This window comes from Blastococcus sp. SYSU DS0616 (assembly GCF_054051015.1).
In genome coordinates, this window is record NZ_JBJHAJ010000019.1 from 37,912 (window position 1) to 60,067 (window position 22,156).

At 74.3% G+C, this 22,156-nt stretch carries 16 protein-coding genes; 4 read left to right on the forward strand and 12 right to left on the reverse strand.

The features are described from left to right. The first annotated feature begins 24 nt into the window (after positions 1-24). Entirely contained in the window at positions 25-2,625 is a 2,601-nt protein-coding gene (locus ACI79K_RS14615) for a SpoIIE family protein phosphatase (protein ID WP_456600040.1), read from the forward strand. Between the two features lie 12 nt (positions 2,626-2,637). Here the strand turns inward: ACI79K_RS14615 and ACI79K_RS14620 are convergent, their stop codons facing one another. Continuing rightward, on the reverse strand, positions 2,638-4,365 hold the full coding sequence (locus ACI79K_RS14620) for a DEAD/DEAH box helicase (protein ID WP_456600041.1): 1,728 nt from the start codon (positions 4,363-4,365) through the stop codon (positions 2,638-2,640). Between the two features lie 63 nt (positions 4,366-4,428). Between ACI79K_RS14620 and ACI79K_RS14625 the strand changes: the two genes are divergently transcribed. Beyond that, complete coding sequence (locus tag ACI79K_RS14625; protein ID WP_456600042.1) at positions 4,429-5,847, forward strand: amidase; 1,419 nt, start codon at positions 4,429-4,431, stop codon at positions 5,845-5,847. A gap of 110 nt (positions 5,848-5,957) precedes the next feature. On the opposite strand, the gene ACI79K_RS14630 is transcribed toward ACI79K_RS14625, so the two are convergent. The 4 genes from ACI79K_RS14630 to ACI79K_RS14645 all read right to left on the reverse strand — a co-directional run bounded on the left by ACI79K_RS14630 (position 5,958) and on the right by ACI79K_RS14645 (position 14,701). Then, complete coding sequence (locus tag ACI79K_RS14630; protein WP_456600043.1) at positions 5,958-7,316, reverse strand: glucose-6-phosphate dehydrogenase; 1,359 nt, start codon at positions 7,314-7,316, stop codon at positions 5,958-5,960. Next, complete coding sequence (locus tag ACI79K_RS14635; protein WP_456600044.1) at positions 7,313-9,172, reverse strand: glycoside hydrolase family 15 protein; 1,860 nt, start codon at positions 9,170-9,172, stop codon at positions 7,313-7,315. Before ACI79K_RS14635 ends, ACI79K_RS14630 begins: the two co-directional genes overlap by 4 nt. 71 nt (positions 9,173-9,243) lie before the next feature. Further along, the gene (locus ACI79K_RS14640; RefSeq protein WP_456590168.1) at positions 9,244-14,259 is read right to left on the reverse strand and encodes an NAD-glutamate dehydrogenase; all 5,016 of its coding nucleotides are present in this window, start codon (positions 14,257-14,259) and stop codon (positions 9,244-9,246) included. Between the two features lie 70 nt (positions 14,260-14,329). Continuing rightward, on the reverse strand, positions 14,330-14,701 hold the full coding sequence (locus ACI79K_RS14645) for a phage holin family protein (protein WP_456590167.1): 372 nt from the start codon (positions 14,699-14,701) through the stop codon (positions 14,330-14,332). Between the two features lie 291 nt (positions 14,702-14,992). On the opposite strand from ACI79K_RS14645, the gene ACI79K_RS14650 reads away from it, so the two are divergent. Next, positions 14,993-16,186, forward strand: coding sequence for an AAA family ATPase (locus ACI79K_RS14650; RefSeq protein ID WP_456600045.1), 1,194 nt, complete (start codon positions 14,993-14,995; stop codon positions 16,184-16,186). A 207-nt stretch (positions 16,187-16,393) separates the two neighbouring features. Continuing rightward, positions 16,394-16,849, forward strand: a complete 456-nt coding sequence (locus ACI79K_RS14655) for an ATP-binding protein (protein WP_456590165.1) — start codon at positions 16,394-16,396, stop codon at positions 16,847-16,849. Between the two features lie 199 nt (positions 16,850-17,048). On the opposite strand, the gene ACI79K_RS14660 is transcribed toward ACI79K_RS14655, so the two are convergent. From ACI79K_RS14660 to ACI79K_RS14690, 7 genes are all read right to left on the reverse strand, one after another. Then, positions 17,049-17,543 (reverse strand): hypothetical protein, encoded by a 495-nt coding sequence (locus ACI79K_RS14660; RefSeq protein WP_456590164.1) that lies wholly within the window; start codon positions 17,541-17,543, stop codon positions 17,049-17,051. Continuing rightward, the gene (locus ACI79K_RS14665; RefSeq protein WP_456590163.1) at positions 17,540-17,902 is read right to left on the reverse strand and encodes a response regulator; all 363 of its coding nucleotides are present in this window, start codon (positions 17,900-17,902) and stop codon (positions 17,540-17,542) included. Before ACI79K_RS14665 ends, ACI79K_RS14660 begins: the two co-directional genes overlap by 4 nt. Then, positions 17,899-18,432, reverse strand: a complete 534-nt coding sequence (locus ACI79K_RS14670) for a chemotaxis protein CheX (protein WP_456590220.1) — start codon at positions 18,430-18,432, stop codon at positions 17,899-17,901. The genes ACI79K_RS14665 and ACI79K_RS14670 overlap by 4 nt, the downstream gene beginning before the upstream one ends. Before the next feature lie 5 nt (positions 18,433-18,437). Further along, complete coding sequence (locus ACI79K_RS14675; RefSeq protein ID WP_456590162.1) at positions 18,438-18,821, reverse strand: response regulator; 384 nt, start codon at positions 18,819-18,821, stop codon at positions 18,438-18,440. A 1-nt stretch (position 18,822) separates the two neighbouring features. Further along, positions 18,823-19,647, reverse strand: a complete 825-nt coding sequence (locus ACI79K_RS14680; RefSeq protein WP_456590161.1) for a CheR family methyltransferase — start codon at positions 19,645-19,647, stop codon at positions 18,823-18,825. Beyond that, complete coding sequence (locus tag ACI79K_RS14685) at positions 19,644-20,759, reverse strand: protein-glutamate methylesterase/protein-glutamine glutaminase (RefSeq protein WP_456600046.1); 1,116 nt, start codon at positions 20,757-20,759, stop codon at positions 19,644-19,646. Before ACI79K_RS14685 ends, ACI79K_RS14680 begins: the two co-directional genes overlap by 4 nt. Before the next feature lie 490 nt (positions 20,760-21,249). After that, positions 21,250-22,152, reverse strand: coding sequence for a hypothetical protein (locus ACI79K_RS14690; protein ID WP_456590159.1), 903 nt, complete (start codon positions 22,150-22,152; stop codon positions 21,250-21,252). Positions 22,153-22,156 lie beyond the last annotated feature (4 nt).

The window sequence follows — 22,156 nt, forward strand, 5'->3', positions numbered from 1 at the left end:
GACCGCCGGGGCAGAAGGGCTTCGGTGGACGGATCGGACCGCACGGTCGGCGCGGCAGCGACCCTCGGCGCCTGGTCGGCGGCCCAGCTGCGGCAGGATCCCGCCCGGGTGGCGGCTGCCCGCGCCGTCCTCCCGTACGGGGACCTCACCGGCCTGGACCGCCTCGCGGCGCTCGCCGCCCGGCTCCTGGGCACCAGCGGGAGCCAGGTCTCTCTGCTGGTGGACATCCAGCACGTCGCCGCCGGCACCGGCGCCGCCGCCGTGGGCACCACCGGACCGCTCGAGGAATCCCTCTGCACGGTGACCGCCGCGCTGCCCGCGGGGGAGGCGCTCGTCGTTCCCGACGCCCGGTCGGACGAGCGCGTCCGCGACCTCCCGCCCGTCCGGGCCGGCGCCGTCGGTTCCTACCTGGGCATCGCGCTCACCGACGCCTCGGGTGCCGTCGTCGGCGCGCTCTGCGTCTTCGACCCCGAGCCGCGGCCGTGGGCCGCGTCGGAGATCGACACGCTCCGCGAGCTGGCCGGCTCGGTGATGACCGAGCTCGAGCTCTCGGCGCTGCTGCGGCGGTCCGAGAACGACCGGGTGCGCTGGGAGCTGGCGACCGAGGCCGGCGAGGTCGGCACGTTCGACTGGGACCTGGCGACCGGGCAGCTGATCTGGGACGAGCAGCTCATCACGCTGTTCGGCTACGACGCCGAGGGCTTCGACCAGACGATCGAGGCGTTCAACGCGCGGCTGCACCCGGACGACCTGGAGCCGGTCGGGGAGGCGCTGCAGAACGCCATCGACGAGTGCGGCGACTTCGACGCGACCTACCGCGTGGTCCGACCCGACGGCGAGACCCGGTGGGTGCACGCCCGCGGCCGGGCGCTGCCCGACCGCCACGGCTCCGCCGTCCGCCTGCTCGGCGCCGCCTTCGACATCACCGGCGAGCGGGAGGCGGCCACCCTGGTCACCCGGGTGCTCGAGGCGATGCCCGCCGGCTTCTACAGCCTCGACCGCGACTGGCGGTTCACCCACGTGAACGCCGAGGCCGAGCGGCTGCTGCAGGTGACCCGCGACGAGCTGCTCGGCCGCGTGCTGTGGGAGGCCTTCCCGGACGCGCTCAACAGCGTCTTCGAGGACGGCTTCGACCAGGCGGTCCGCACCGGCGAGCCGGTGTCGTTCGACGCCTACTACCCGGCCCCGCTGGACGGCTGGTACGAGCTGCGCGCCTGGCCGAGCCCCGACGGGCTCTCGGTGTACTTCCTCGAGGTCACCGAGCGCCGCCGGATGCAGGAGCAGGCGGAGCGGTCGGCCCAGCGACTGGCGCTGTTGGCACGCGTCAGCGCCGACCTGGCCGGCGCCCTGGACCAGCAGGCAGCGATGGCGCACCTGCCCCAGCTGGTCGTGCCGGCGCTCGCCGACTTCTGCATCGTCACGATCGTGGACGAGGACGGCCGGCCGCGGGACGTCGGCGGCTGGCACGCCGACCCCGCGATGTGCCCGGTGCTGGAGCGGTACCGGAGCGTGCGGATGGACTCGATGCCGCCGGACTCGCCGGCCGCGATCGCGCTGCGCACCGGTGAGCAGCAGCGCAGCGACGGGGCCGCGGTGCTGGAGCTCATGGCCCCGGGCGAGGCCAGGGACCTGCTGGCCCGGCTCGGCCCCCGCGAGGCCGTCGTCCTGCCCATGCGCGGGCGCAACCGCACGCTGGGCCTGCTCACCGTCTACTACACCCGTGCGACCCCGACCCAGGCGGAGAACCTGGCCACCGCCCAGGAGGCCGCCGACCGCGCCGGTCTGGCCCTGGACAACGGCCGGCTGTACACCGCCCAGCAGCAACTCGCCGAGGGGCTGCAGCGCAGCCTGCTCACCGAGCCCCCCGAGCCCGACCACGCCGAGATCGCGGTGCGCTACCTCCCCGCCGCGGAGGCCGCCCGGGTCGGCGGGGACTGGTACGACGCCTTTCTGCAGCCAGGTGGCTCGACGATGCTGGTCATCGGCGACGTCGTCGGGCACGACACCGAGGCCGCGGCCGCCATGGGGCAGCTGCGCGGGCTGCTGCGCGGGGTCGCCACCTACAGCGACGCCGGCCCCGGCGAGGTCCTGCGCGGGCTCGACGCCTCGATGACGACGCTGCAGATCCCGACGCTGGCCACCGCGGCCGTGGCCCGGTTCGAGCAAACCCCCGAGGAGTTGGGCCAGGGCGTCACCAGGATGCGCTGGGCGAACGCCGGGCACCTGCCGCCGCTGGTCCTCACCCCGGACGGCAAGGTGGCGGAGCTCGGCGAGTGGACCGGCGACCTGCTGCTCGGTGTCGACCCCAGCACCCAGCGGCGGGAGACGGTGGCCACGCTCGAGCGCGGCTCGACGGTCCTGCTCTACACCGACGGGCTCGTCGAGCGCCGCGACTCCGACCTCGACGAGGGGATCCAGCGGCTGCGCGAGGCGGTGGTCGAGCTGGCCGACCTGCCGCTGCAGCACCTGCTGGACGAACTGCTCGACCGGCTGGTGCACGGCCGGCCCGAGGACGACGTCGCGCTGGTCGCGGTCCGGCTGCACCCCCAGGACCGCCCCCGGCCGGCCGAGGCCGGACCGGTCCGGGTGCCGCCCACCGTGCCCCAGGATCCGGCCGGGGCCTAGCCCGCCGGTGGGTCAGCGGCCGCGGTCGCGCCGCACCTGCGCCTTGCGCCCCTTGATCATCGTGGCGCGCAGCGCCTGCACGACCTCGTCGGCCGCGGACTCGGGCACCTCCACCAGGGCGAACCGCTGGTGGATCTCGATCGACCCGACGTCGCGCCCGGTCAGCCCGGTCTCCCCGGTGATGGCGCCGACCAGGTCGCCCGGCCGGATGCCGGCGTCCCGGCCCACCCCCACGAACAGGCGCGCGCCCGGAGCGCCGCCGGAGCGCCCGGCCGGACGGCCGCCGCGCTCGTCCCGGCCGCCCCCCGCGCGCCCGCCGTCCCGCTCCGGGCGGAAGGAGACCTGGGGGATCTCCTCGTCGTCGTCCACCGGCCCGGCCGCCTCGTGCGCGAGCTTCACCGCCGCGAGCGCCACCTCCATGAGGTCGAACTCGTCGGTGAGGGTCTCGACGACCACCCGGAAGCGGTCCAGGTCGTCGGTGAGCAGGCTCTCCCGCAGCGCGCCCCGGGTGAGGTCGAGCCGGCGGGCCCGCAGGTCGGCGACCGTGGGCACCTTCTCGACGGCGATCGGCGCGCCCGCGACCCGCTCGATGGTCTTGAGCATCCGGTGCTCCCGGGGCTCGGCGAGCGTGATCGCCACCCCCTCGCGGCCGGCCCGGCCGACCCGGCCGATGCGGTGCACGTAGGACTCCGGCGCCGACGGGACGTCGTAGTTGACGACGTGGGTGAGCTGCTCGACGTCCAGCCCGCGCGCCGCGACGTCGGTGGCCACCAGCAGCTCCGCGGTCCCCCCGCGCAGCCGGCCCATCACCCGGTCGCGCTGCTCCTGGCTCATCCCGCCGTGCAGGGCCTCGGCCCGGTACCCGCGGCCGTTCAGGGTCTCGGTGAGGGAGTCGACCTCCTCGCGGGTGCGGCAGAAGACGATCGCCGCCGTCGGCGCCTCGACGTCCAGGATCCGGCCCAGCGCGGCCGGCTTGGCACCGCGGGGGACGACGTAGGCGGTCTGCCGGATGCGGGGCGCCGTACCGGGCGCCGCCCGCTCCCGGGCGATGGTGATCCGCACCGGGTCGGTGAGGTGGCGGCGCGCCAGCGCGTCCAGGCGGCGGGGCATCGTGGCCGAGAAGAGCACCGTCTGCCGCTCCTCCGGGGTCGCGTCGAGGATCGCCTCGAGGTCCTCGGCGAAGCCCATGTCGAGCATCTCGTCGGCCTCGTCCAGCACGACGGTCGCGATCTCGCCGAGGTGCAGCGCGCCGCGGTTGAGCAGGTCGAGGGCGCGGCCGGGGGTCGCGACGACGACGTCGACGCCCGACTCCAGCGAGCGCAGCTGCCGCACGATCGGTGCCCCGCCGTAGACGGGCAGCACGCGGGCGCCCAGGTCACGGCCGTAGCGGTGCAGCGCCTCCGACACCTGGACGGCGAGCTCCCGCGTGGGCAGCAGCACCAGCGCGACCGGGTCCCGGTCGGTGCGGTGGGCCGGCATCCGCTGGAGCACGGGCAGCGAGAAGGCGGCGGTCTTACCGGTACCCGTGGCCGCCTGGCCCAGCAGGTCCCGGCCCTCCGCCAGCGGCGGGACGGCCTCGCGCTGGATGGGGGTCGGCTCCTCGTAGCCGAGGGCACCGAGCGCCTTCAGCAGTTCGGGGCGCAGGCCCAGGTCCTCGAAGGTGGTGCCCTCGAAGGTCGTGCCCTCGTTCGTGGTGTCCGCGGAGCCCGCGTCGTCGGCAGTGGTGCGTTCGTCGGTCATCACCGGTCATCGTTCCCCGGAGGCCGCACCCGCACGCACGCGGGCTTCTGGCAGGCTGCCGGGGTGACCGCCGACGACGAGCTCTGCACCCGCCCCGCCACCGAGCTGGCCGCACTCGTGCGCCGCCGGGAGGTGTCCGCCCGGGAGCTGCTCGAGGCGCACCTGCGGCGCATCGAGCGGGTGAACCCGCGGGTCAATGCGATCGTGACGCTGGACGCCGAGGCCGCCCGGGCCGCCGCCGACGCCGCCGACGCCGCGCAGGCCGCCGGCGAGCCGCTCGGCCCGCTGCACGGGCTCCCGGTCGCGCACAAGGACACCCACGCCACCGGGGGCATGCGCACGACCTGGGGCTCTCCGGTGCACGCCGACACCGTGCCGGACGCCGACGAGCTGGTGGTGGCCCGCCTGGTGGGCGCCGGGGCGATCCGCGTGGGCAAGACCAACGTGCCGGAGTTCGCGGCGGGCTCGCACACCTTCAACCCGGTGTTCGGCGCCACCCACAACCCCTACCGGCACGGGCTCTCCGCCGGCGGCTCCAGCGGCGGGGCCGCGGCCGCGCTGGCGGCCGGGCTGGTGCCCCTGGCCGAGGGCAGCGACATGGGCGGCTCGCTGCGCAACCCGGCCGCGTTCTGCAACGTCGTCGGGCTGCGGCCCACCCCCGGCCGCGTGCCCACCTGGCCGGCGCCGATGGGCTGGTCGACCCTCTCGGTGCAGGGGCCCATGGGGCGGACCGTGGCCGACGTCGCCCTGCAGCTGTCGGTGCTGGCCGGGCCGGACCCCCGGGTGCCGATCGCGCTGGAGGAGCCCGGCGCCGGGTTCGCCGCACCCCTGCCCGAGCGGCTGGACGGGCTGCGGGTGGCCTGGGCGCCCGACCTCGGCGGGCAGGTGACCGTCGACCCCGCGATCACCGCCGGGCTCGCGCCGTCGATCGCGGTGTTCGAGTCGCTGGGAGCGACGGTGGATGAGGCCTGCCCCGACCTCTCCGGCGCCGACGAGGTGTTCGGCACGCTGCGGGCGTGGCTGTTCGACGCGTCGTTCGGCGAGCTGATCCGCCGCCACCCGGACCAGGTCAAGGAGTCGATCCGCTGGAACGCGGCGCGGGGCGCGGAGCTCACCGGCGCCGACCTGGCCCGCGCGGAGCAGCTGCACACGAAGCTGCACGAGCGGATGGTCGCGTTCTTCGAGCGGTACGACGTGCTGCTCGCCCCGACGACGCAGGTGCTGCCCTTCCCGGTGGAGATCGAGTACCCGACCGAGATCGCCGGCGTCCACCAGGACAACTACCTGGAGTGGATGCGCTCCTGCACGGTCATCTCGGCCACCGGCTGCCCGGCGCTGTCGGTGCCCGGCGGCTTCACCGCGGACGGGCTGCCGGTCGGCCTGCAGGTGATCGGCCCGGCCCGGGCCGACCGGCGGGTGCTCGAGGTGGGGCACGCGTTCGAGCAGGCGACCCGGTTCGGCGAGCGCCGGCCGGCCCTCTGAGCTCGTCTACTTGGTTCTAGCGTTCCAGCTAGATCTCCTTAGACCGGGCGAGATCTGCACACTCGCCCGCATCAGGTCCCTGATGGGGGCGGGTGTGCAGATCTCGCACGTCAAGCGGGGGTGGGGCCGTCGGAGCCGGCGGGGTACTCCAGCAACGGCGCCTCGCCGGCCGCCCACGCGGCGAGGACCGGCCCAACGATCCGCCACGACTCCTCGGCCTCGACGTCGCTGATCGACAGCGCGGCGTCGCCCGCCAGCATCTCCCGGAGCAGCAACCCGTAGGCCGACAGCCCGGCCGGGGGCAGGGCGATGTCCAGGGTCCGCCGCTCGAGGTCGAACGGGTCGCCGGCGCCGTTGAGGTTGACCTCCAGCGCGATGCCGTCGGGGTCCAGCTGCATGCGCAGGACGTCGGGCTCGGGATCCTCGTCGGTGAAGGCGAGGTGCGGGACCGGCCGGAAGCGGATCACGATCTCCCGCCGCTGGGCGCCCAGTGCCTTCCCGCTCCGCAGGCGGAACGGGACGCCCGACCACCGCCAGTTGTCGATGGTCACGGTGAACTCGGCGTAGGTCTCGGTCCCCCGGTCCGGGTCCACGCCCTCCTCGACGGCGTAGTCGGGCAGCGCCCGCTCGCCGACGGTGCCGGCGGTGTACCGGGCGCGCACGGTGTCCCGGCGCACGTCCTCCGGCGGCCGGACGGCGCGCAGCACGTCGCCCTTGCGGGCCGCGAGCCCCGCCGCGTCGACGGTCAGCGGTGGCTCCATCGCCACCAGGGCCAGCAGCTGCAGCAGGTGGTTCTGCAGCATGTCGCGCAGGGCGCCGGCGGTGTCGTAGTAGCCGGCCCGGCCCTCCAGCCCCAGCGTCTCGTCGAAGACGATGTCCACGCGCTCGATGTGCGCGGCGTTCCACACCGGTTCGAACAACCGGTTGGCGAACCGCAGCCCCAGGACGTTGAGCACCGTCTGCTTGGCGAGGAAGTGGTCGATGCGGAAGACGGCGTCCTCCGGCGCCAGCTGGTGGAGGAGGCGGTTGAGCTCGCGCGCGTCGGCCCCGTCCCGGCCGAACGGCTTCTCCACGGCGACGATCGCCCCGTCGGGAAGCCCCACCTCCACCAGCGCTTCCAGGGTCGGCCGGAAGACGGTGTTCGGCAGCGCCAGGTAGACCACCGGCACGTGCTCGACCCGGTCGAGCGCCCGGCGCAGGTCCTCGCCCACGGTGACGTCCCCGCGGACGTGGCGGAGACGACCGACGACCCGGTCCCGGGTGCCCTCGGGGACGTGGGCGGCGTGGGCGTCCAGCCGGCGGCGCGCCCACCCCCGGTAGTCCTCGTCGCTCCACTCCTCCCGGCTCACCGCGAGGACGTCGACCTCCTCGTCGAGCACTCCCGCCTCGACGAGCTCGGCCAGCCCGGGCAGCAGTAACCGGCCGGTGAGGTCACCGCTCCCACCGAGGACGACGAACGACCGCTTCATGCCCGCTCCTCCCCCGCCCGCGCCGACTCGGCACGAGCCAGGTTCCACCCGCTCGTGATCACCCCGACGTGGCTGAACGCCTGCGGGAAGTTGCCGAGGAAGGCACCCGTCGAGGGGTCGACCTCCTCGGCCAGCAGACCGACCTCGTTGGCCCGCCCGCACAGCGAGTCGTACAGCGAGTGCGCCTCGTCGAGCCGGCCCTGACCGGCCAGGTTGTCGACCAGCCAGAAGCTGCAGAGCAGGAAGGCGCCCTCGCCCCCGGGCAACCCGTCGGGCGACTCGTCGTGCAGGTACCGGTAGAGCAGCCCGTCGCCGGCGTCGAGGTGCCGGCGGACCGCCTCGGTGGTGGCCACCATGCGCGGGTCGTCCGCGGCGACGACCCGGCGCAGCGGCAGAGTGAGCAGCGAGCCGTCCAGCCCGCCCCGCTGCGCCTCCCCCGGCGGCGCCAGGTGCTCGGTGAAGGTCCCCCGCTCGTCGTCCCAGGCCTGCTCGAGCAGCGTCGCCCGGATCAGGTCGGCCTCCCGCTGCCACTCCCGCCGGGGGTGCGGCAGCCCGCAGAGGTCCGCGATGCGCAACGCCCGGTCGACGGCGACGTGGCACAGGGCGACGGAGTAGGTGAAGGGCCGGCCCGCGGCGCGGATCTCCCAGATGCCGTTGTCCGGCGTCCGCCAGTTGGCGATCGCCTGCCCGATCAGCTCGCACAGGGCGCGCCAGAGCGGCGGGGACACCTCGCCGCCGGCGCGCGCCCACTGGTAGGCGACGTCGAGCAGTTCGCCGTAGACGTCGTGCTGCACCTGCCGCGCCGCCCCGTTGCCCCACCGGACCGGCCCCGATCCCCGGTACCCCGAGAGCGTGAGGTCCTGCCACTCCAGGCCGGGGCGCCGGCCGTCGAGGGTGTAGACGATGCTCGCCCGGTCGTCGCGCTCGATGTTGCGCAGCGTCCAGGCCAGGAACGAGTCGGCCTCCTCGTGCATCCTGATCCGGCGCAGGGCGTAGGTGGTGAAGGCGGCGTCGCGCACCCAGGTGTAGCGGTAGTCCCAGTTGCGCACGCCGCCGATCGCCTCCGGCAGCGAGGAGGTCGCCGCGGCCATGATCGCGCCGGTGGAGGCGTGGTCGAGCAGCTTCAGCGTGAGCGCGGAGCGGCGCACGAGCTCCCGCTGCGGGCCGTCGTACTGGATGCGCCCGGCCCAGTCCCGCCAGGCGGCGGCGGTCTGGTCGACCAGCCGCTGGGGCGCGGTGCGCGACCGGGTGTGCGTCTGCCCCGACCAGTGCAGCGTGCAGGTGAGCAGCTCGCCGTCGTCGAGCTCCACGCGGGCGCTCAGGGCGCCGGTCCGGTCGACGGACAACTCGTGCGAGCACCACAGGGAGAGCTCGAGCTCCGGGTGGGCCGGCCAGAGGATGCGCCACGCGCCGAGCTCGCGCCGCACCTGGACGCCGTCGAGCGGGTCGAGGTGGACCTCGACCGTCACCCGACCCCCGACCGCCCGGGCCAGGCGCAGCAGTTCCCCCCGCCCCGGCGGCACCTGCTCGCCCAGGTCGGACCCCGAGCGCAGCGTCATGCAGTCGGTGAGCTCCAGCCGCCCGTCGGCGCCCTGCAGCTCGGTCACCAGGATCCCCGTGTCGGGCAGGTAGCGCTGGGCCGACTCCCGCAGCCCCGCCGGAGCGATGCCGAAGCTGCCGCCGCGCTCGGCGTCGAGGATGCCGGCGAGGAAGGGCCGGCTGTCGAAGTTCGGCAGGCACAGCCAGGGGATGCTGCCGTCCCGGGCCACCAGCGCGCAGGTGAGGCCGTCACCGATCAGGCCGTGGTCCTCGATGGGCAGGTACCCGTCGGTGCGGTCGAGCGGGCGCAGCGGCACAGCGGCTCCTCAGGTCGGGACGGCGGACGCCCCGACCCTGCCCGCTAGGGCGCGGAGTCATTCGGCGGCGGCTACTTCTCCTCGGGGCGCGGCAGGCGCCGGGCCTGGCGGCGTCGGCGCAGCCCGCGCAGGGTGCGGACGGCGACCAGCAGCTCCGCGAGCTCCTGCCGCTCCCCGGCGGTGATGTCGGCCAGCTGGGCGGCCGCGCGGTGCTGCGCGGCGGCCCAGCCCTCCTCCCACCTCGACACCAGCTCGTCTGCGTCGTCGGTGTCCGCGGTGCGCAGGCTCAGCACGTCCTCGGTCAGCGAGGACTGCTCCATGGCGAGGTCGTCGCGCAGCGAGGCCCGGGCCATCGCGGGCCAGCGGCGGTCGCGGGGCAGGGCGGTCACCTGCTCGCGCAGGGCGACCAGGCCGAGCCGCTCGGCCAGTCGCTGCATGACCCGGCCGACCAGGGCCACGGGTGCCCCGGTGCGCTCGGCGACCACCGCGAGGTCGAGCGCGGCGGGCATCAGCGGTGCGGCCGCGACGCGGGCTGCGAGCTCCGCGGGCAGGCCGGCCTCCTGCAGCCGGGCGGCCCGGGACGCGTACGCCTCCGCCTCCCTGCCCAGCAGCCAACCGGGCAGCCCGCCGGCCACCTGCGCCACCGCGGGGGCGAACCGGGCGGTGACCTCCGCCAGGGGAGCCGCGGTCTCCGCGGTGAGGTCGGGCTGGCGGAGCAGCCAGCGGGTCGCCCGCTCGGCCAGCCGGGTGGCCTCGGTGCGCACCTCGACCTGGGTGGCGGCGGAGACCTGGTTGTCGAGCGGGCGGACGGCGTCCCACAGGCCATCGATGCCGAACACCGCCCGCGCCACCGCATGCGCCCGGACGACCGCCGGCAGCGGCACGCCGGTCTCCTCCCCCAGCCGGAACAGGCCGGTGACGCCGGCGATGTTGACCGCCCGGTTGGTCAGCGCGGTGGCGATGATCTCACGGCGGAGCGGGTGGCTGGTGACCGCGGCGGGGAACCGGTTGCGCAGCGGGGCGGGGAAGTAGCCGATCAGCAGCTCCTCCAGGGCCGGGTCGTCCGGCAGCGGGGAGGCCAGTACGGCGTCACCGGTCTGCAGCTTGGCGTAGGCCAGCAGCACCGACAGCTCCGGGCTGGTCAGCCCCTGCCCGTCGCGACGGCGCTCGGCCAGACCGCGAGCGTCGGGCAGCGCCTCCACCGAACGGTTGAGCCGCCCCGACCGCTCCAGCGACCGGATGAACCGCTCGTGGGAGTCCAGCAGGCTGCGCGCCGCCGCGGCCTCCCCGGCGAGGGTCGCGTTCTGCGCGTGGTTGTCGGTGAGGACGGCGGCGGCGACGTCGTCGGCCATCTCGCCGAGCAGCGCCGCCCGGCCCTCGGCGTCGATCCGCCCCTCGTCGACCACCCGGTTCAGCGCGATCTTGATGTTCACCTCGTGGTCGGAGGTGTCGACGCCGGCCGAGTTGTCGATGGCATCGTTGTTCACCCGGCCACCGGCCAGCGCGTACTCGACCCGGCCCCGCTGGGTGAGGCCGAGGTTGCCGCCCTCCCCCACCACCCGGACCCGCAGTTGCCCGCCGTCCACGCGCACCGCGTCGTTGGCCTTGTCCCCCACCTCGAGGTGGCTCTCGGTCGCGGCCTTCACGTACGTGCCGATCCCGCCGTTGAACAGCAGGTCCACCGGCGCGAGCAGCACCGCGCGGATCAGTTCGACCGGGCTCAGCGCCGTCACGTTCCCGGGCAGCCCGAGGGCGACCCGCATCTGCTCGGACACCGGCACGGTCTTGGCCGTGCGCGGCCAGACGCCACCGCCCTCGCTGATCAGCGAGGTGTCGTAGTCCGCCCACGACGACCGGGGCAGCGCGAACAGCCGACGGCGCTCGGCGAACGACGTCGCGGCGTCGGGCGTGGGGTCGACGAACACGTGCCGGTGGTCGAACGCCGCCACCAGCCGGATGTGCTCGGAGAGCAGCATGCCGTTGCCGAACACGTCCCCGGACATGTCGCCGATGCCGACGACGGTGAAGTCGTCGCGCTGGACGTCGAGGTGGAGCTCGCGGAAGTAGCGGGTGACCGACTCCCAGGCCCCGCGGGCGGTGATGCCCATGGCCTTGTGGTCGTAGCCGACCGAGCCGCCCGAGGCGAAGGCGTCGCCCAGCCAGTAGCCGCGCTCCAGCGCCACCTCGTTGGCCAGGTCGGAGAAGGTCGCCGTCCCCTTGTCCGCGGCGACGACCAGGTAGCTGTCGTCGCCGTCGTGGCGGACCACCTTCGGCGGCGGGACGACCCGGCCCTCGACCAGGTTGTCGGTGAGGGACAGCAGCGCGCCGATGAACAGCCGGTAGCAGGCCTGCCCCTCGGCGAGCACCTCCTCGCGGGAGGCCCCCTCCCCCGGCGGGCGCTTGACGACGAAGCCACCCTTCGCGCCGGTGGGCACGATGACGGTGTTCTTCACCATCTGCGCCTTCACCAGCCCCAGCACCTCGGTGCGCAGGTCCTCCCGGCGATCGGACCAGCGCAGCCCGCCACGGGCGACCTTGCCGAACCGCAGGTGCACGCCCATCACGCGGGGTGAGCTCACCCAGACCTCGTGCGCGGGCCGGGGCTCGGGGAGATCGGGCACCTCCGCCGGGTCGAGCTTGAGAGCCAGGGGGGTGGGCTGGGTCGACGACGTGGCGTAGTACGTCGTCCGCTGGGTGGCGGTCACCGCGGCCAGCAGGGAGCTCAGCACCCGGTCGGCGTCGAGCGAGGCGACCTCGCCGATCGAGCGGCGCAGCGCCTCGACCAGATCGGCCTGCCGGGCGTCGCGGCCGGTCACCCGGCCCGGCGAGAAGCGGGTCTCGAACAGCGCCACCAGCCGGGCGACCACGCCGGGGTGGGCGGCCAGGGTCTGCTCGACGTACGCCTGGCTGAACGGCAGCCCGGCCTGGCGCAGCCACTGCACGTAGGCCCGCACCACCGTCACCTGCCGCCAGTTCAGCCCGGCGAGCATGACCAGCGCGCCCAGGCCGTCGTCCTCGGCGTCCCCGCGCCACACCGCGGCCACGGCCTCGGTGAACCGCTCCGGCAGGGAGCGGACCAGCGGTAGCTCGACCTGGGGGACGGCGACGCCGAAGTCGTAGATCCAGGTGGGTGGCGCCCCGATCCGGTCGATCTCGTAGGGCCGCTCGTCGACGACGTCGACGCCCATGTTCTGCAGCATGGGCAGCATCTGCGAGAGCAGCAGCCGCTCGCCGACCCGGTACACCGACAGCCGGCGTTCCCCCGGGGCCGCACCGGTCGGCGTCCACAGCCGCAGCGACAGGTCGCCGGGAGCGAGGCCGTCCAGGCGCTCGAGGTCCTCGACGGCGCGCTCGGCGGGGAAGTCCTCCTGGTAGGCGGCGGGGAAGGCGTCGGCGACCCGGGAGAACACTCTCTCCGCGTCCGCGCCGAAGCGCGCCGAGAGGGCAGCGGACAGGTCGTCGGTCCAGCTGCGCGCGACCGCGGCCAACTCGGCCTGCAGCCCCTCGACGTCCACGTCCACCGGGGGCGCCGAGCGCTGCCTGCCCACCGGCAACCGGACGACGAAGTGCAGCCGGGCGAGCACCGACTCGGTGGACCGGGCGGTGAACTCGATGCCGGAGCCGCCCAGCCGCTCGAGCAGCAGCCGCTGCATCGCGAGCCGGACCTCGGTGGTGTACCGGTCGCGCGGCAGGTAGACCAGCGCGGACCAGAACCGCCCGGTCGGGTCCTGCCGGAGGAACAGGCGGGTCTGGCGCCGCTCCTGCAGGTGCAGGACCGCCATCGCCACCGGCAGGAGCTCGTCGGCCCCCACCTGCATCAGCTCGTCGCGGGGGTAGGTCTCCAGGATGTCGAGCAGCTGCTTGCCGGTGTGGCTGTCGGCCGGGACGCCGGAACGGCGGACCACCTCGGCGACGCGGCGGCGCACGAGCGGGACGTCGAGCACGCTCGTGCCGTACGCGGTGGACGGGAACAGCCCGACGAACCGGCGCCGTCGGGTCTCGCCATCGCTGTGCGGCAGGGTGACGGCGACCAGGTCCAGCCACGCCCGGCGGTGCACCGTCGAGCGCGTGTCGGCCTTGGTGACCGTGAGCCGGTGGCGCCCGGTGAGCCCCGGGGCCTCCGGCGGGGCGGTCGCCGAGCGGGCCATGTCGGTGTCGCTGCGGAGAACTCCGAGGCCCGTCCCGGGCACCGGCCGGGCGACGGCGTCCACTCCTGCGGTGATCTCGACGTCGCGGGCGCCGAGGAGCACGAAGTTGCCCTCGGCGAGCCAGCGGAGCAGCGCTGCGGCCTCGGCGGGGTCGTCGGCGGGATCATCGGCAGCCTCCGGGCCGGCCCCGCTCACCGGGCCCAGCTCGTCGAGCTCGGCGGCGAGGGCGACCATCCGGGCGCGCATCCGGTCGCCGTCCTCGTGGACGGCGCGCACGTCGTCGAGGACGGCGCGCAGGCCCGTCACCAGGTCACCGGCCGCCTCGCCGTCCAGCGGGCCGTCGAGCACGACGGCCATCCACGACTCGGCGACGGCATCGTCACCGCAGGCAGCGGCGTCCAGGCTGTCGCACAGGGCGGTGATCCGGCCGCGGATGTCGCGGCGGACGACCAGCAACGGGTGGACCACGTGCTCGAGCCGGAATCCCTGGCGGACCACCTCGGCGGTGACCGAGTCGACCAGGTACGGCATGTCGTCGGTGACGAGCCGGATCACCGTCCGGCCGGCGCCCTGCCCGCGCGGGACGGCCTGCACGTCGACGATGGCTGCGCCGACCGGGCGGACCTCGGCGAGGGAGAGGTGCCCGAGGGCGAGCGCGGCCAGCTGGGCAGGATCGGTGGCGAGGACCTCCTCGGCCGGTTCGCTCCAGTAGTACCGGCGCAGGAACGCCGGCAGGTCGTCGGCGGTGCAGCCCGGAGGGAGCGCCGGCGACCCGCGGCCGGCCTCGGCGACGGCGGCGCGGGCCGCCTCGCGCAGGAGCAGCTTCTTCTCGTCGCGGCCGGCCTCGAGGGCGGCCAGCTCGGTGAGGGAGCCGCCCCCCGGCCCGCCGTCCCGGTCGCGCACCGGGGTCCCCGGGGCGACACCGGTGTCACTGGCCATGTCAGGCCACGCTACTGCCCACTGAGACCGTCGTCACGGCGGCGCGGGACCAGTGCGGGCACGAGGCTGCTCAGCGGTCGAGCAGCTGATCCGCGACCCAGCCGGCCACGGCGAGGATCAGCCCACCGATGACGGCCGTGCCGAAGCCGTCGACCATCAGGCGATCGGTGATCGCGGCGGTGAGCCCCAGCAGCGCGGCGTTGATCAGCAGCAGGAACAGCCCGAGCGTGAGCAGCACGAAGGGCAGCGACAGCAGGCGCAGGATCGGCCCCACGATGGCGTTGACCACGCCGAAGATGAGGGCGATCCACAGGTAGGTGCCGAACTCGCCCAGTGGCGCGTCGGGGTTCGGCACGACCTCCAGCCCCGGGAGCACGTCGAAGTAGGTCAGGGCGTAGAAGACCGCCCCGAGGATGACCACCTTGAGCGCGAACTTGATCACGTGGTCACGCTAGCGGCGGCGCGCGGCCGATCGTGGGATCTCCGTGCATCTGGCGCCGTCTAGCTCTGGAGCTAGAGAGCCGCAGAGCGGGGTCGACCGTCGGGGAGTGCCCGGCGAGGCCGTCTCGCGAGCGCCGTATGACTGCGTCTAGCGACTGCGCTAGACGAACCGATACGGACCTCGCGACGGCGCGCGGTCTCCCCGGTGCACCACCCGTCCCACGCGACACGCGGTGAGCGCCTTCTACGAATCTCTACGGCGAACGCTAGAGAAGCCCATACGGTGCTCGGCATGGACCCCGTGCGGAACCCCTACGCCCCGGGCGCCGGCCAGCGCCCGCCCGAGCTGGCCGGCCGCGACGGCGAGCTCTCCGCGTTCGACGTCGTCCTGGAGCGCATCGCCCGGGGCCGGCCGGAGCGGTCGCTGGTGCTCACCGGGTTGCGCGGCGTGGGCAAGACGGTGCTGCTCAACCAGCTTCGCTCCGCAGCCATCTCGCGCGGCTGGGGCACCGGCAAGATCGAGGCGCGGCCTGAGCAGTCGCTGCGCCGCCCCATCTCCTCGGCACTGCACATGGCGCTGCGGGAGCTGGGGCCCCGCCACGGCGACCAGGAGTCGGTCGCCGAGGTGCTCGGGGTGGTCAAGGCCTTCGCGCAGCGGGTGAACACGCCGGAGGCCAAGGTGCGCGACCGCTGGCAGCCGGGCATCGACGTCCCCGCGGCGACCGGGCGGGCCGACTCCGGCGACATGGAGATCGACCTGGTGGAGCTGCTCAGCGACGCCGCCGGGGTGGCCGCCGACATCGGCAGCGGCATCGCCCTGTTCATCGACGAGATGCAGGACATCCAGGCCGACGACGTCTCGGCCATCTGCGCGGCCTGCCACGAGCTCTCCCAGCAGGGGGCGCCGCTGATCGTCGTCGGCGCCGGGCTCCCCCACCTGCCGGCGGTGCTCTCGGCCTCGAAGAGCTACTCGGAGCGGCTGTTCCGCTACCTGCGGATCGACCGGCTGGAGCGCGAGGCCGCCGACCGCGCGCTGCTCGCGCCCGCCGAACGGGAGGACGTCACCTTCGAGCCCGCCGCGCTGGACGCCCTCTACGAGGCGGCCGACGGCTACCCCTACTTCGTGCAGGCCTACGGCAAGGTCACCTGGGACGTCGCCGCCTCCTCCCCCATCACCCCCGCCGACGTCGCGATGGCCGCGCCGGTCGCCGAGGCCGAGCTCGCCGTCGGCTTCTTCGGCTCGCGCTACGACCGCGCCACCCCCGCCGAGCGCGAGTACATGCACGCCATGGCCGAGCTGGGCGGCCCCGGCGGCACCGCGGTGGCCACCTCCGAGGTCGCGGTCACCCTCGGCCGCAAGCCGGCGTCCCTCTCCCCCGCCCGCGACTCGCTGATCAAGAAGGGGCTGGTCTACTCCGCCGAGCGGGGCCAGATCGCCTTCACCGTGCCGCACTTCGGCCGGTACCTGCTGCGCCACCCGGACTGACGGAGTCCTGCACCCGCACCGCACCGCACCGCACCGGGAACCGGGCCCGGCCGCACGAGGGCGCGCACGCTCCGGGAACGGGATCCCACCTGCTGGGAGGGAGCGGGTGATGCCGCACACAGCACGTCGCCACCGCGCCCGAGGGGGTTGACAGTCACCCGGGCGGGGCACCACGAGACGGTCGTGCAGCCGAGTCGAGGGGGAGGCATGGGGCGACTCGCGTGGCCGGTGCGACCGTTACCGGACGGACGCGGCGAGGTGTGGCGCTGGCGGCTCGGCGCCCTTGCCGAGCTCCCTGCGGCCCGGGCGGCCCTCCGCTCCCGGCTCCGGGACGTGGGGCACCCGCCCGCCGACGACGAGTGCGGCGAGCAGCTGGTGCTCGCCTTCGACGAGCTGGCCTCCAACGCCCTGCGCCACGGGGAGCACCCCGTGGTGGCCACCGTGGTGGCCGGCAGCGGCGGCTGGCTGCTCGACGTGAGCGATCGTGCGCCGGAGGCGATGCCCGCACCCACGGCCGACCGCGACCCGGCCCGGGGCGGCATGGGCCTGCAGCTGGTGGCCCGCCTGTCGGTGGCGCACGGCTGGTACGTCGACGAGGAGTGCAAGCACGTCTGGGCCTGCCTGCCGACCGAGAGCGAGAACCGGGCGCCCGCTCTCACCTGACCACCTGTTCCACGTGCAACACGGCGAGACCCCCGTCGCCCGGAGGCGGCGGGGGTCTCGCCGTGCACGACCGTCGGCCGCGGTGCGTCACGGCGAGTGGGCCCCGGAGGGGTCCGGGATGCCATGACGGAGCGGCTCAGCGCCGCCCGGGGACGGCACCTGACCGCGGTGCGGTCCGGAGGACCGCCATGTCATCGCCTCACGGCACGACGAAGGAGATCGCTCCCTTGCCGTAGGTGGGCACCTCGATGGCGAGGTCCACCCGGTTGAAGGCGGAGAGCATCCCGGCGAGGTCACCGGGCAGCTCCTCGCCCGGGGCGTACAGCTTGTGCAGCTTCGAGTGCGGGGCGCCCGCGGTGTTGAACAGCGCGGAGAGCACGTTCACCACCTCGTGCAGCGCCTCGACCTGCATGCCAGTGAGCTCGCCGTCCTCCTCGACCGCGTCCTGCGCGCCCCCGGGGGGCAGCAGGGCGAGGGCGGAGCCGGTGTAGGCGGCCGCACCCAGGTCCATGAGGCAGAGCGCGTTCACGCCCATCTGGGGGTCGACGTAGACGGCGACCGCCACCGGCTTCTCCGGCGTCGGCGTCACCGGCGCCCCGGGGGAGACGGTGACCGGCCGGCCGACCAGGCCGGTGAGCATGTCGCGGATGTCCTTGGCGGCGGGCAGCTGCACGGTGCCGGCGGGGGCGGTCATGCGATCACCCCGTCCAGGTGCTCCTTGAAGGTGTCCTCGTTGAACGGCTTGGCGATGAGGAACAGCGCGCCGGCGTTCGCGGCCTTCTCCCGCATCTCCGGGGAACCCTCGGAGGTGACGAAGCCGAAGGGGACCGCCGAGCCGGAGGCCCGCAGCGCCTGCAGGCACTCGATACCGGTCATGTTGGGCATGTTCCAGTCGGACAGGACCAGGTCCGGCTTCTCCGCCGAGACCTTGGCCAGCGCGTCGGCGCCGTCCTCGGCCTCGACGATGTCGTGGTCGTCGTAGCCGGCCTGGCGCAGCGTGCGGATGACGATCTGCCGCATGACGCGGCTGTCGTCGGCGATCAGGATCTTCACAAGGACACCTCGTTCTCGCGGGTGGGGGTGGGGACAGGCAGTGGCGGGAGGGCGCCCTGCACGGAGATGGCGATCGGCTCGCCGCGCCAGACGACGTCGATGCGGCAGACGTCGGCCGGGTTGCGCACCAGCGGTGCGTTGCCGACCTGGGGCAGGCTCAGGGCCGAGTGGCCGGGCAGCGCGGCCTTGACGCTGCCGCCGACCACGTTGGCGATCTCGCCGAACGCATCCGCGACGTCCTCGCCGTCGAGCACAGCCGGAGCGTGCTCGCGCAGCAGGGCACGCGAGAGCTCCTCGGCGGTGGCGCGGGCGGTGGTCAGCACGACGCTGCCGGTCCACGGGCCGACGATGTCGACCCAGCTGGACAGGATGTCGGCGGGCAGGTCACCGGGCACCGGGACGAGCACCTCGTCCTCGCCGACGAGCGAGATCCAGGCCTCCTGCGCGATCGACAGGACGGTGTCCCCGTCGATCAGGTCGGCGATGACGGGGCGGGCGTCGCCGGCGCGACGACGCTCGCCCGTGTCCATGGCGGTCACAGGGAGACCTCCTGCGGGAGCAGGCCGAGCAGCGCGAGCTTGTCGCGGAAGGCGTCGGCGGTGAACGGCTTGATCATGTACTCGTGGGCGCCGGCGGCCAGGGCGCGGACGATCTGGGTGTGCTCGCTCTCCGAGGTGACCATCATCATGGTCATCCGGCGCCAGGCCGGGTTGGCGCGCACGGCGGAGACGAACTGCAGCCCGTCCATCACCGGCATGTTCCAGTCGATGGTCGCCAGGTCGGGGACCCAGCCCTCGTCCAGCACGTCGAGGGCGGCGCGGCCGTGCTCGGCATCCCGGACCTCGTAGCCGAACCCGGTGAGGATCCCGGTGACGATCCGGCGCATCGCGCGCGAGTCGTCGATCACCAAGGCACGCATGTCAGGCCCCCTTCAGTGGGCGGTAGGCGGAGCTGCGGCCGATGACGACCCGCTCCCAGGAGTCGTCGACGCCGAGGGTGGTCTCGGCGGCGCCGAGGAACAGCCATCCGTCGGGTCGCATGAGGTCCCGCACGCGGCGGAGGATCGACTGCTTGGTGGGCAGGTCGAAGTAGATGAGGACGTTGCGCAGGTAGACCACGTCGAACGGGCCCATCCGCGGCAGCGGCGCCGCCAGGTTGCACTCGCTGGCGTTGACCATCCGCCGGAGGTTGGCCGACACCTCCCACTCCGTGCCGGCCCGGGTGAAGTGCCGGACCAGCATGGGGGCCGGCAGGCCCCGGTTGACCTCGAGCTGGCTGAACCGGCCGGCGCGCGTGCGCTGCACCATCTCGCGGGAGAGGTCGGTCGCGGTGATCGAGACGCGCGAGGCGGCGTTCGGCAGCGCGTCGTCCAGAAGCATGGCGATCGTGTACGGCTCCTGCCCGCTGGAGCAGGCGGCCGACCAGATCTGCAGGCGCTCGCTCGGGCCGCGGGCCTGCAGCAGCGCCGGGAGCACGGTCGAGGTCAGCGCGGTGAACGGGTCACCATCGCGGAACCAGGACGTCTCGTTGGTGGTGAGCGCCTCGACGATCTTGCGGGTCTCGTCGGCGCTCGGCCGGGTCCGCACCGACTCGACCAGCTTGGTGACGTCGGCGAGGCCCATCTGCCGGGCGATCGGGAGGAGACGCGCCTCCACCAGGTACTCCTTGCCCGGCTGGAGGACGATGGCGCTCTCCTTGCGGACGAGTTCTCGGACCCAGTCGAAACTGGTCGCGGTCAGGCTCATCGACGACCTCCCACGGCCATAGCTGTTGCGTTGTTCAGGGGTGCGGTACCGGCGAGGTGCCGCTGGATGGCTTCGGCGATGCGGTCGAGCGGCAGCACCTCGTCGGCGTAGCCGGCCTGGGCGACGGCGCCGGGCATGCCCCAGACCACCGACGTCGCCTGGTCCTGCACGACGACCGTGCCGCCTGCGTTGCGGATCTCGCCGCAGCCGTTGCGCCCGTCGGCGCCCATGCCGGTCAGCACGACGCCGAGCACGGCACCGTCGAAGGCGGCCACCGCCGAGCGGAAGAGCGGGTCGACCGCCGGGCGGCAGAAGTTCTCCGGAGGGCCCTGGTTCAGCGAGGTGGAGAAGCCTGCGCGGCCGTTGGCGCGGACGACGAGGTGGTGGTCACCGGGGGCGAGGTGCACGGTGCCGGGCACCAGCGGGGTGCCGTCGACGGCCTCCACCACGCGCAGCGGGCTCAGCCGGTCGAGCCGCTGGGCGAACTGCCGGGTGAACACCGGCGGCATGTGCTGGGCCAGCAGCACCGGCACGGGCAGGGTGGCCGGCAGCGCGGGGAGGACCCGGGCGAGAGCCTCGGGTCCACCGGTCGAGGACCCGATGACCAGGACCGCCGGCTTCTTGCCCGGCCCGGTTCGTGGCACGGCCGGGCGCGGCGGCGGGGGCGGGGGCGCCTGGGTGGTGGCCCGCGACGGCGTCATCGGCCGGCCGGTGAGGGCCTTGATCCTGGGGATCAGCTGCTCGCGGACGCTCTCCATGGACTGCGCCACGCTGCCGACGTTGGCCGGCTTGGTCACGTAGTCGTTGGCGCCTGCGGAGAGGGCGTCGAGCGTCGCGGTGGCGCCGCGCTCGGTGAGCGTGCTGAACATGACGATCGGCACGCGGTTGCGCGCGCCGCGGATGGCCCGCACCGCCTCGATGCCGTTCATCTCCGGCATCTCGATGTCCATCGTGATGAGGTCGGGCTTGAGCTGCTCGAGCTTGCCGAGGGCCACCTTGCCGTTGACGGCGGTGCCCACGACCTCGATCCCCGGGTCCGCGGAGAGCACGTCGGTGACGATCTTGCGGACGACGACCGAGTCGTCGACCACCATCACCCGGATCGGGTTCACACGTCCTCCTGGCCCCTGCCCGCGCCGACCGGCGGGCTCGTTGTCTGTATCGGCATCTCCGCGTCGGGCTTGAGCCCTTCGGCGGTACGGCCCCCGACGTCCGCCGATTCGTTCGGGAACGGACGCCAGGAATGCTGCAGCACGGCGCCAGAGAAAGACGGAGCTGCCGACCGGCGACCGTTCTCGGCATTCCGGGGAATGGCCGTGGACGGTACGCGGACAGGAGAACGAGAACGCCGGATCCTCTGGAACGCCGCAGCCCGTCCTGGTCGTGGTGGATCCCGACCAGGGCGGGCTGGTGCTGCCTCAGAGTCTCGGCGAGAGAGGGCCGGGCTACAGCCGACACGCGAAAAGGTCTGACGCTATTTTTTGGCCGTCAATGGGGTGTCGACAATGCCCACTCGACGACCGTGACGGTCGTGGTCGACATGTGCCCCGGAAATGGTCGGCCACCGGGGGATCGCGGACCGATGCGGACCGCAGCGGCCGGTCAGGACAGGATGCCGACCCGACGCCCGGGGGCGCGGAGCACCGCGGCGCTCTCACTGCCGAGCAGATCGTCGAGGACCAGTGCCTGGACGCACCCGGCCACGGCGTTCCAGGCACCGGCGGCGCCGTCGTGCAGGTCGAAGCCGCCGTCGAGGAACGCCTGGACGGCGAGCAGCTGCGCGGCGGCCAGCGCCCGGGTGCGCCCGGAGACGTGCGCTCCCCACGAGGCCTCGTGCATCGCGGTGGCCCAGGGACGGTGGGCGGCGCGCCCTTCGTCCACGGCCGCACGCCAGCGCGACCGCCCCGCGTCGTCCAGGTCGCGCACGGCGGCGAGGAAACCATTCAGTTCCGCGGCGTGCTCCAGCCCCCACCCGGCGGGGCCGGCCAGCGGGCCGGTGTCGAGGGCGCGGTCGAAGGCGGCGGTCAGCTCGCGGCGCACGAGGGGCGGCAGCACCCCGGCGGCCCAGAAGCCGACGGCGGCGTCGGCCAGGACGTCGGCGGCCTGCTCCCAGGTGTCGGCGTCCAGCCGGCCGGAGAGGGCGTGCTCGGGGCCCAGGACGTCCTCGCGGAGCAGCCGCTCCAGCGTGGGGGCGTCGCCGATGGTGCCCATCTCCAGCTGGCGGACGAGCAGGGCGGTGCGGTCCCCGGCGCCCTGGGCGGCGTCGGCGGCGGTGCGCACGTGGGGCACCGCGGCGGCCATCTCCCGCGCCCGGCGGGACCGGACCGCCCGTACGCCGCGCTGCTCACGGTCCAGGCCGCGGGCGGGGTGGACGCCGGCGAGGCGGCTGATCGCCGGCTCGTCGGCCCCCAGTCCGGCGAGCAGCACCTCGGCGACGGCCCGGCCGCCCGGAAGACGGACGAGGTCGAAGCCGAGGGTGGCGGCACTGACCAGCGAGTAGGGCACGACG

What these genes read in the sequence shown, in the direction of transcription:
- ACI79K_RS14675 (WP_456590162.1), bottom strand. Translation starts at nt 18,821, where the DNA reads ATGCGTGCCTTGGTGATCGACGACTCGCGCGCGATGCGCCGGATCGTC.
- ACI79K_RS14655 (WP_456590165.1), top strand. Translation starts at nt 16,394, where the DNA reads ATGGGGCGACTCGCGTGGCCGGTGCGACCGTTACCGGACGGACGCGGC.
- ACI79K_RS14680 (WP_456590161.1), bottom strand. Translation starts at nt 19,647, where the DNA reads ATGAGCCTGACCGCGACCAGTTTCGACTGGGTCCGAGAACTCGTCCGC.
- ACI79K_RS14650 (WP_456600045.1), top strand. Translation starts at nt 14,993, where the DNA reads ATGGACCCCGTGCGGAACCCCTACGCCCCGGGCGCCGGCCAGCGCCCG.
- ACI79K_RS14630 (WP_456600043.1), bottom strand. Translation starts at nt 7,316, where the DNA reads ATGAAGCGGTCGTTCGTCGTCCTCGGTGGGAGCGGTGACCTCACCGGC.
- ACI79K_RS14660 (WP_456590164.1), bottom strand. Translation starts at nt 17,543, where the DNA reads ATGACCGCCCCCGCCGGCACCGTGCAGCTGCCCGCCGCCAAGGACATC.
- ACI79K_RS14670 (WP_456590220.1), bottom strand. Translation starts at nt 18,432, where the DNA reads ATGGACACGGGCGAGCGTCGTCGCGCCGGCGACGCCCGCCCCGTCATC.
- ACI79K_RS14640 (WP_456590168.1), bottom strand. Translation starts at nt 14,259, where the DNA reads ATGGCCAGTGACACCGGTGTCGCCCCGGGGACCCCGGTGCGCGACCGG.
- ACI79K_RS14620 (WP_456600041.1), bottom strand. Translation starts at nt 4,365, where the DNA reads ATGACCGACGAACGCACCACTGCCGACGACGCGGGCTCCGCGGACACC.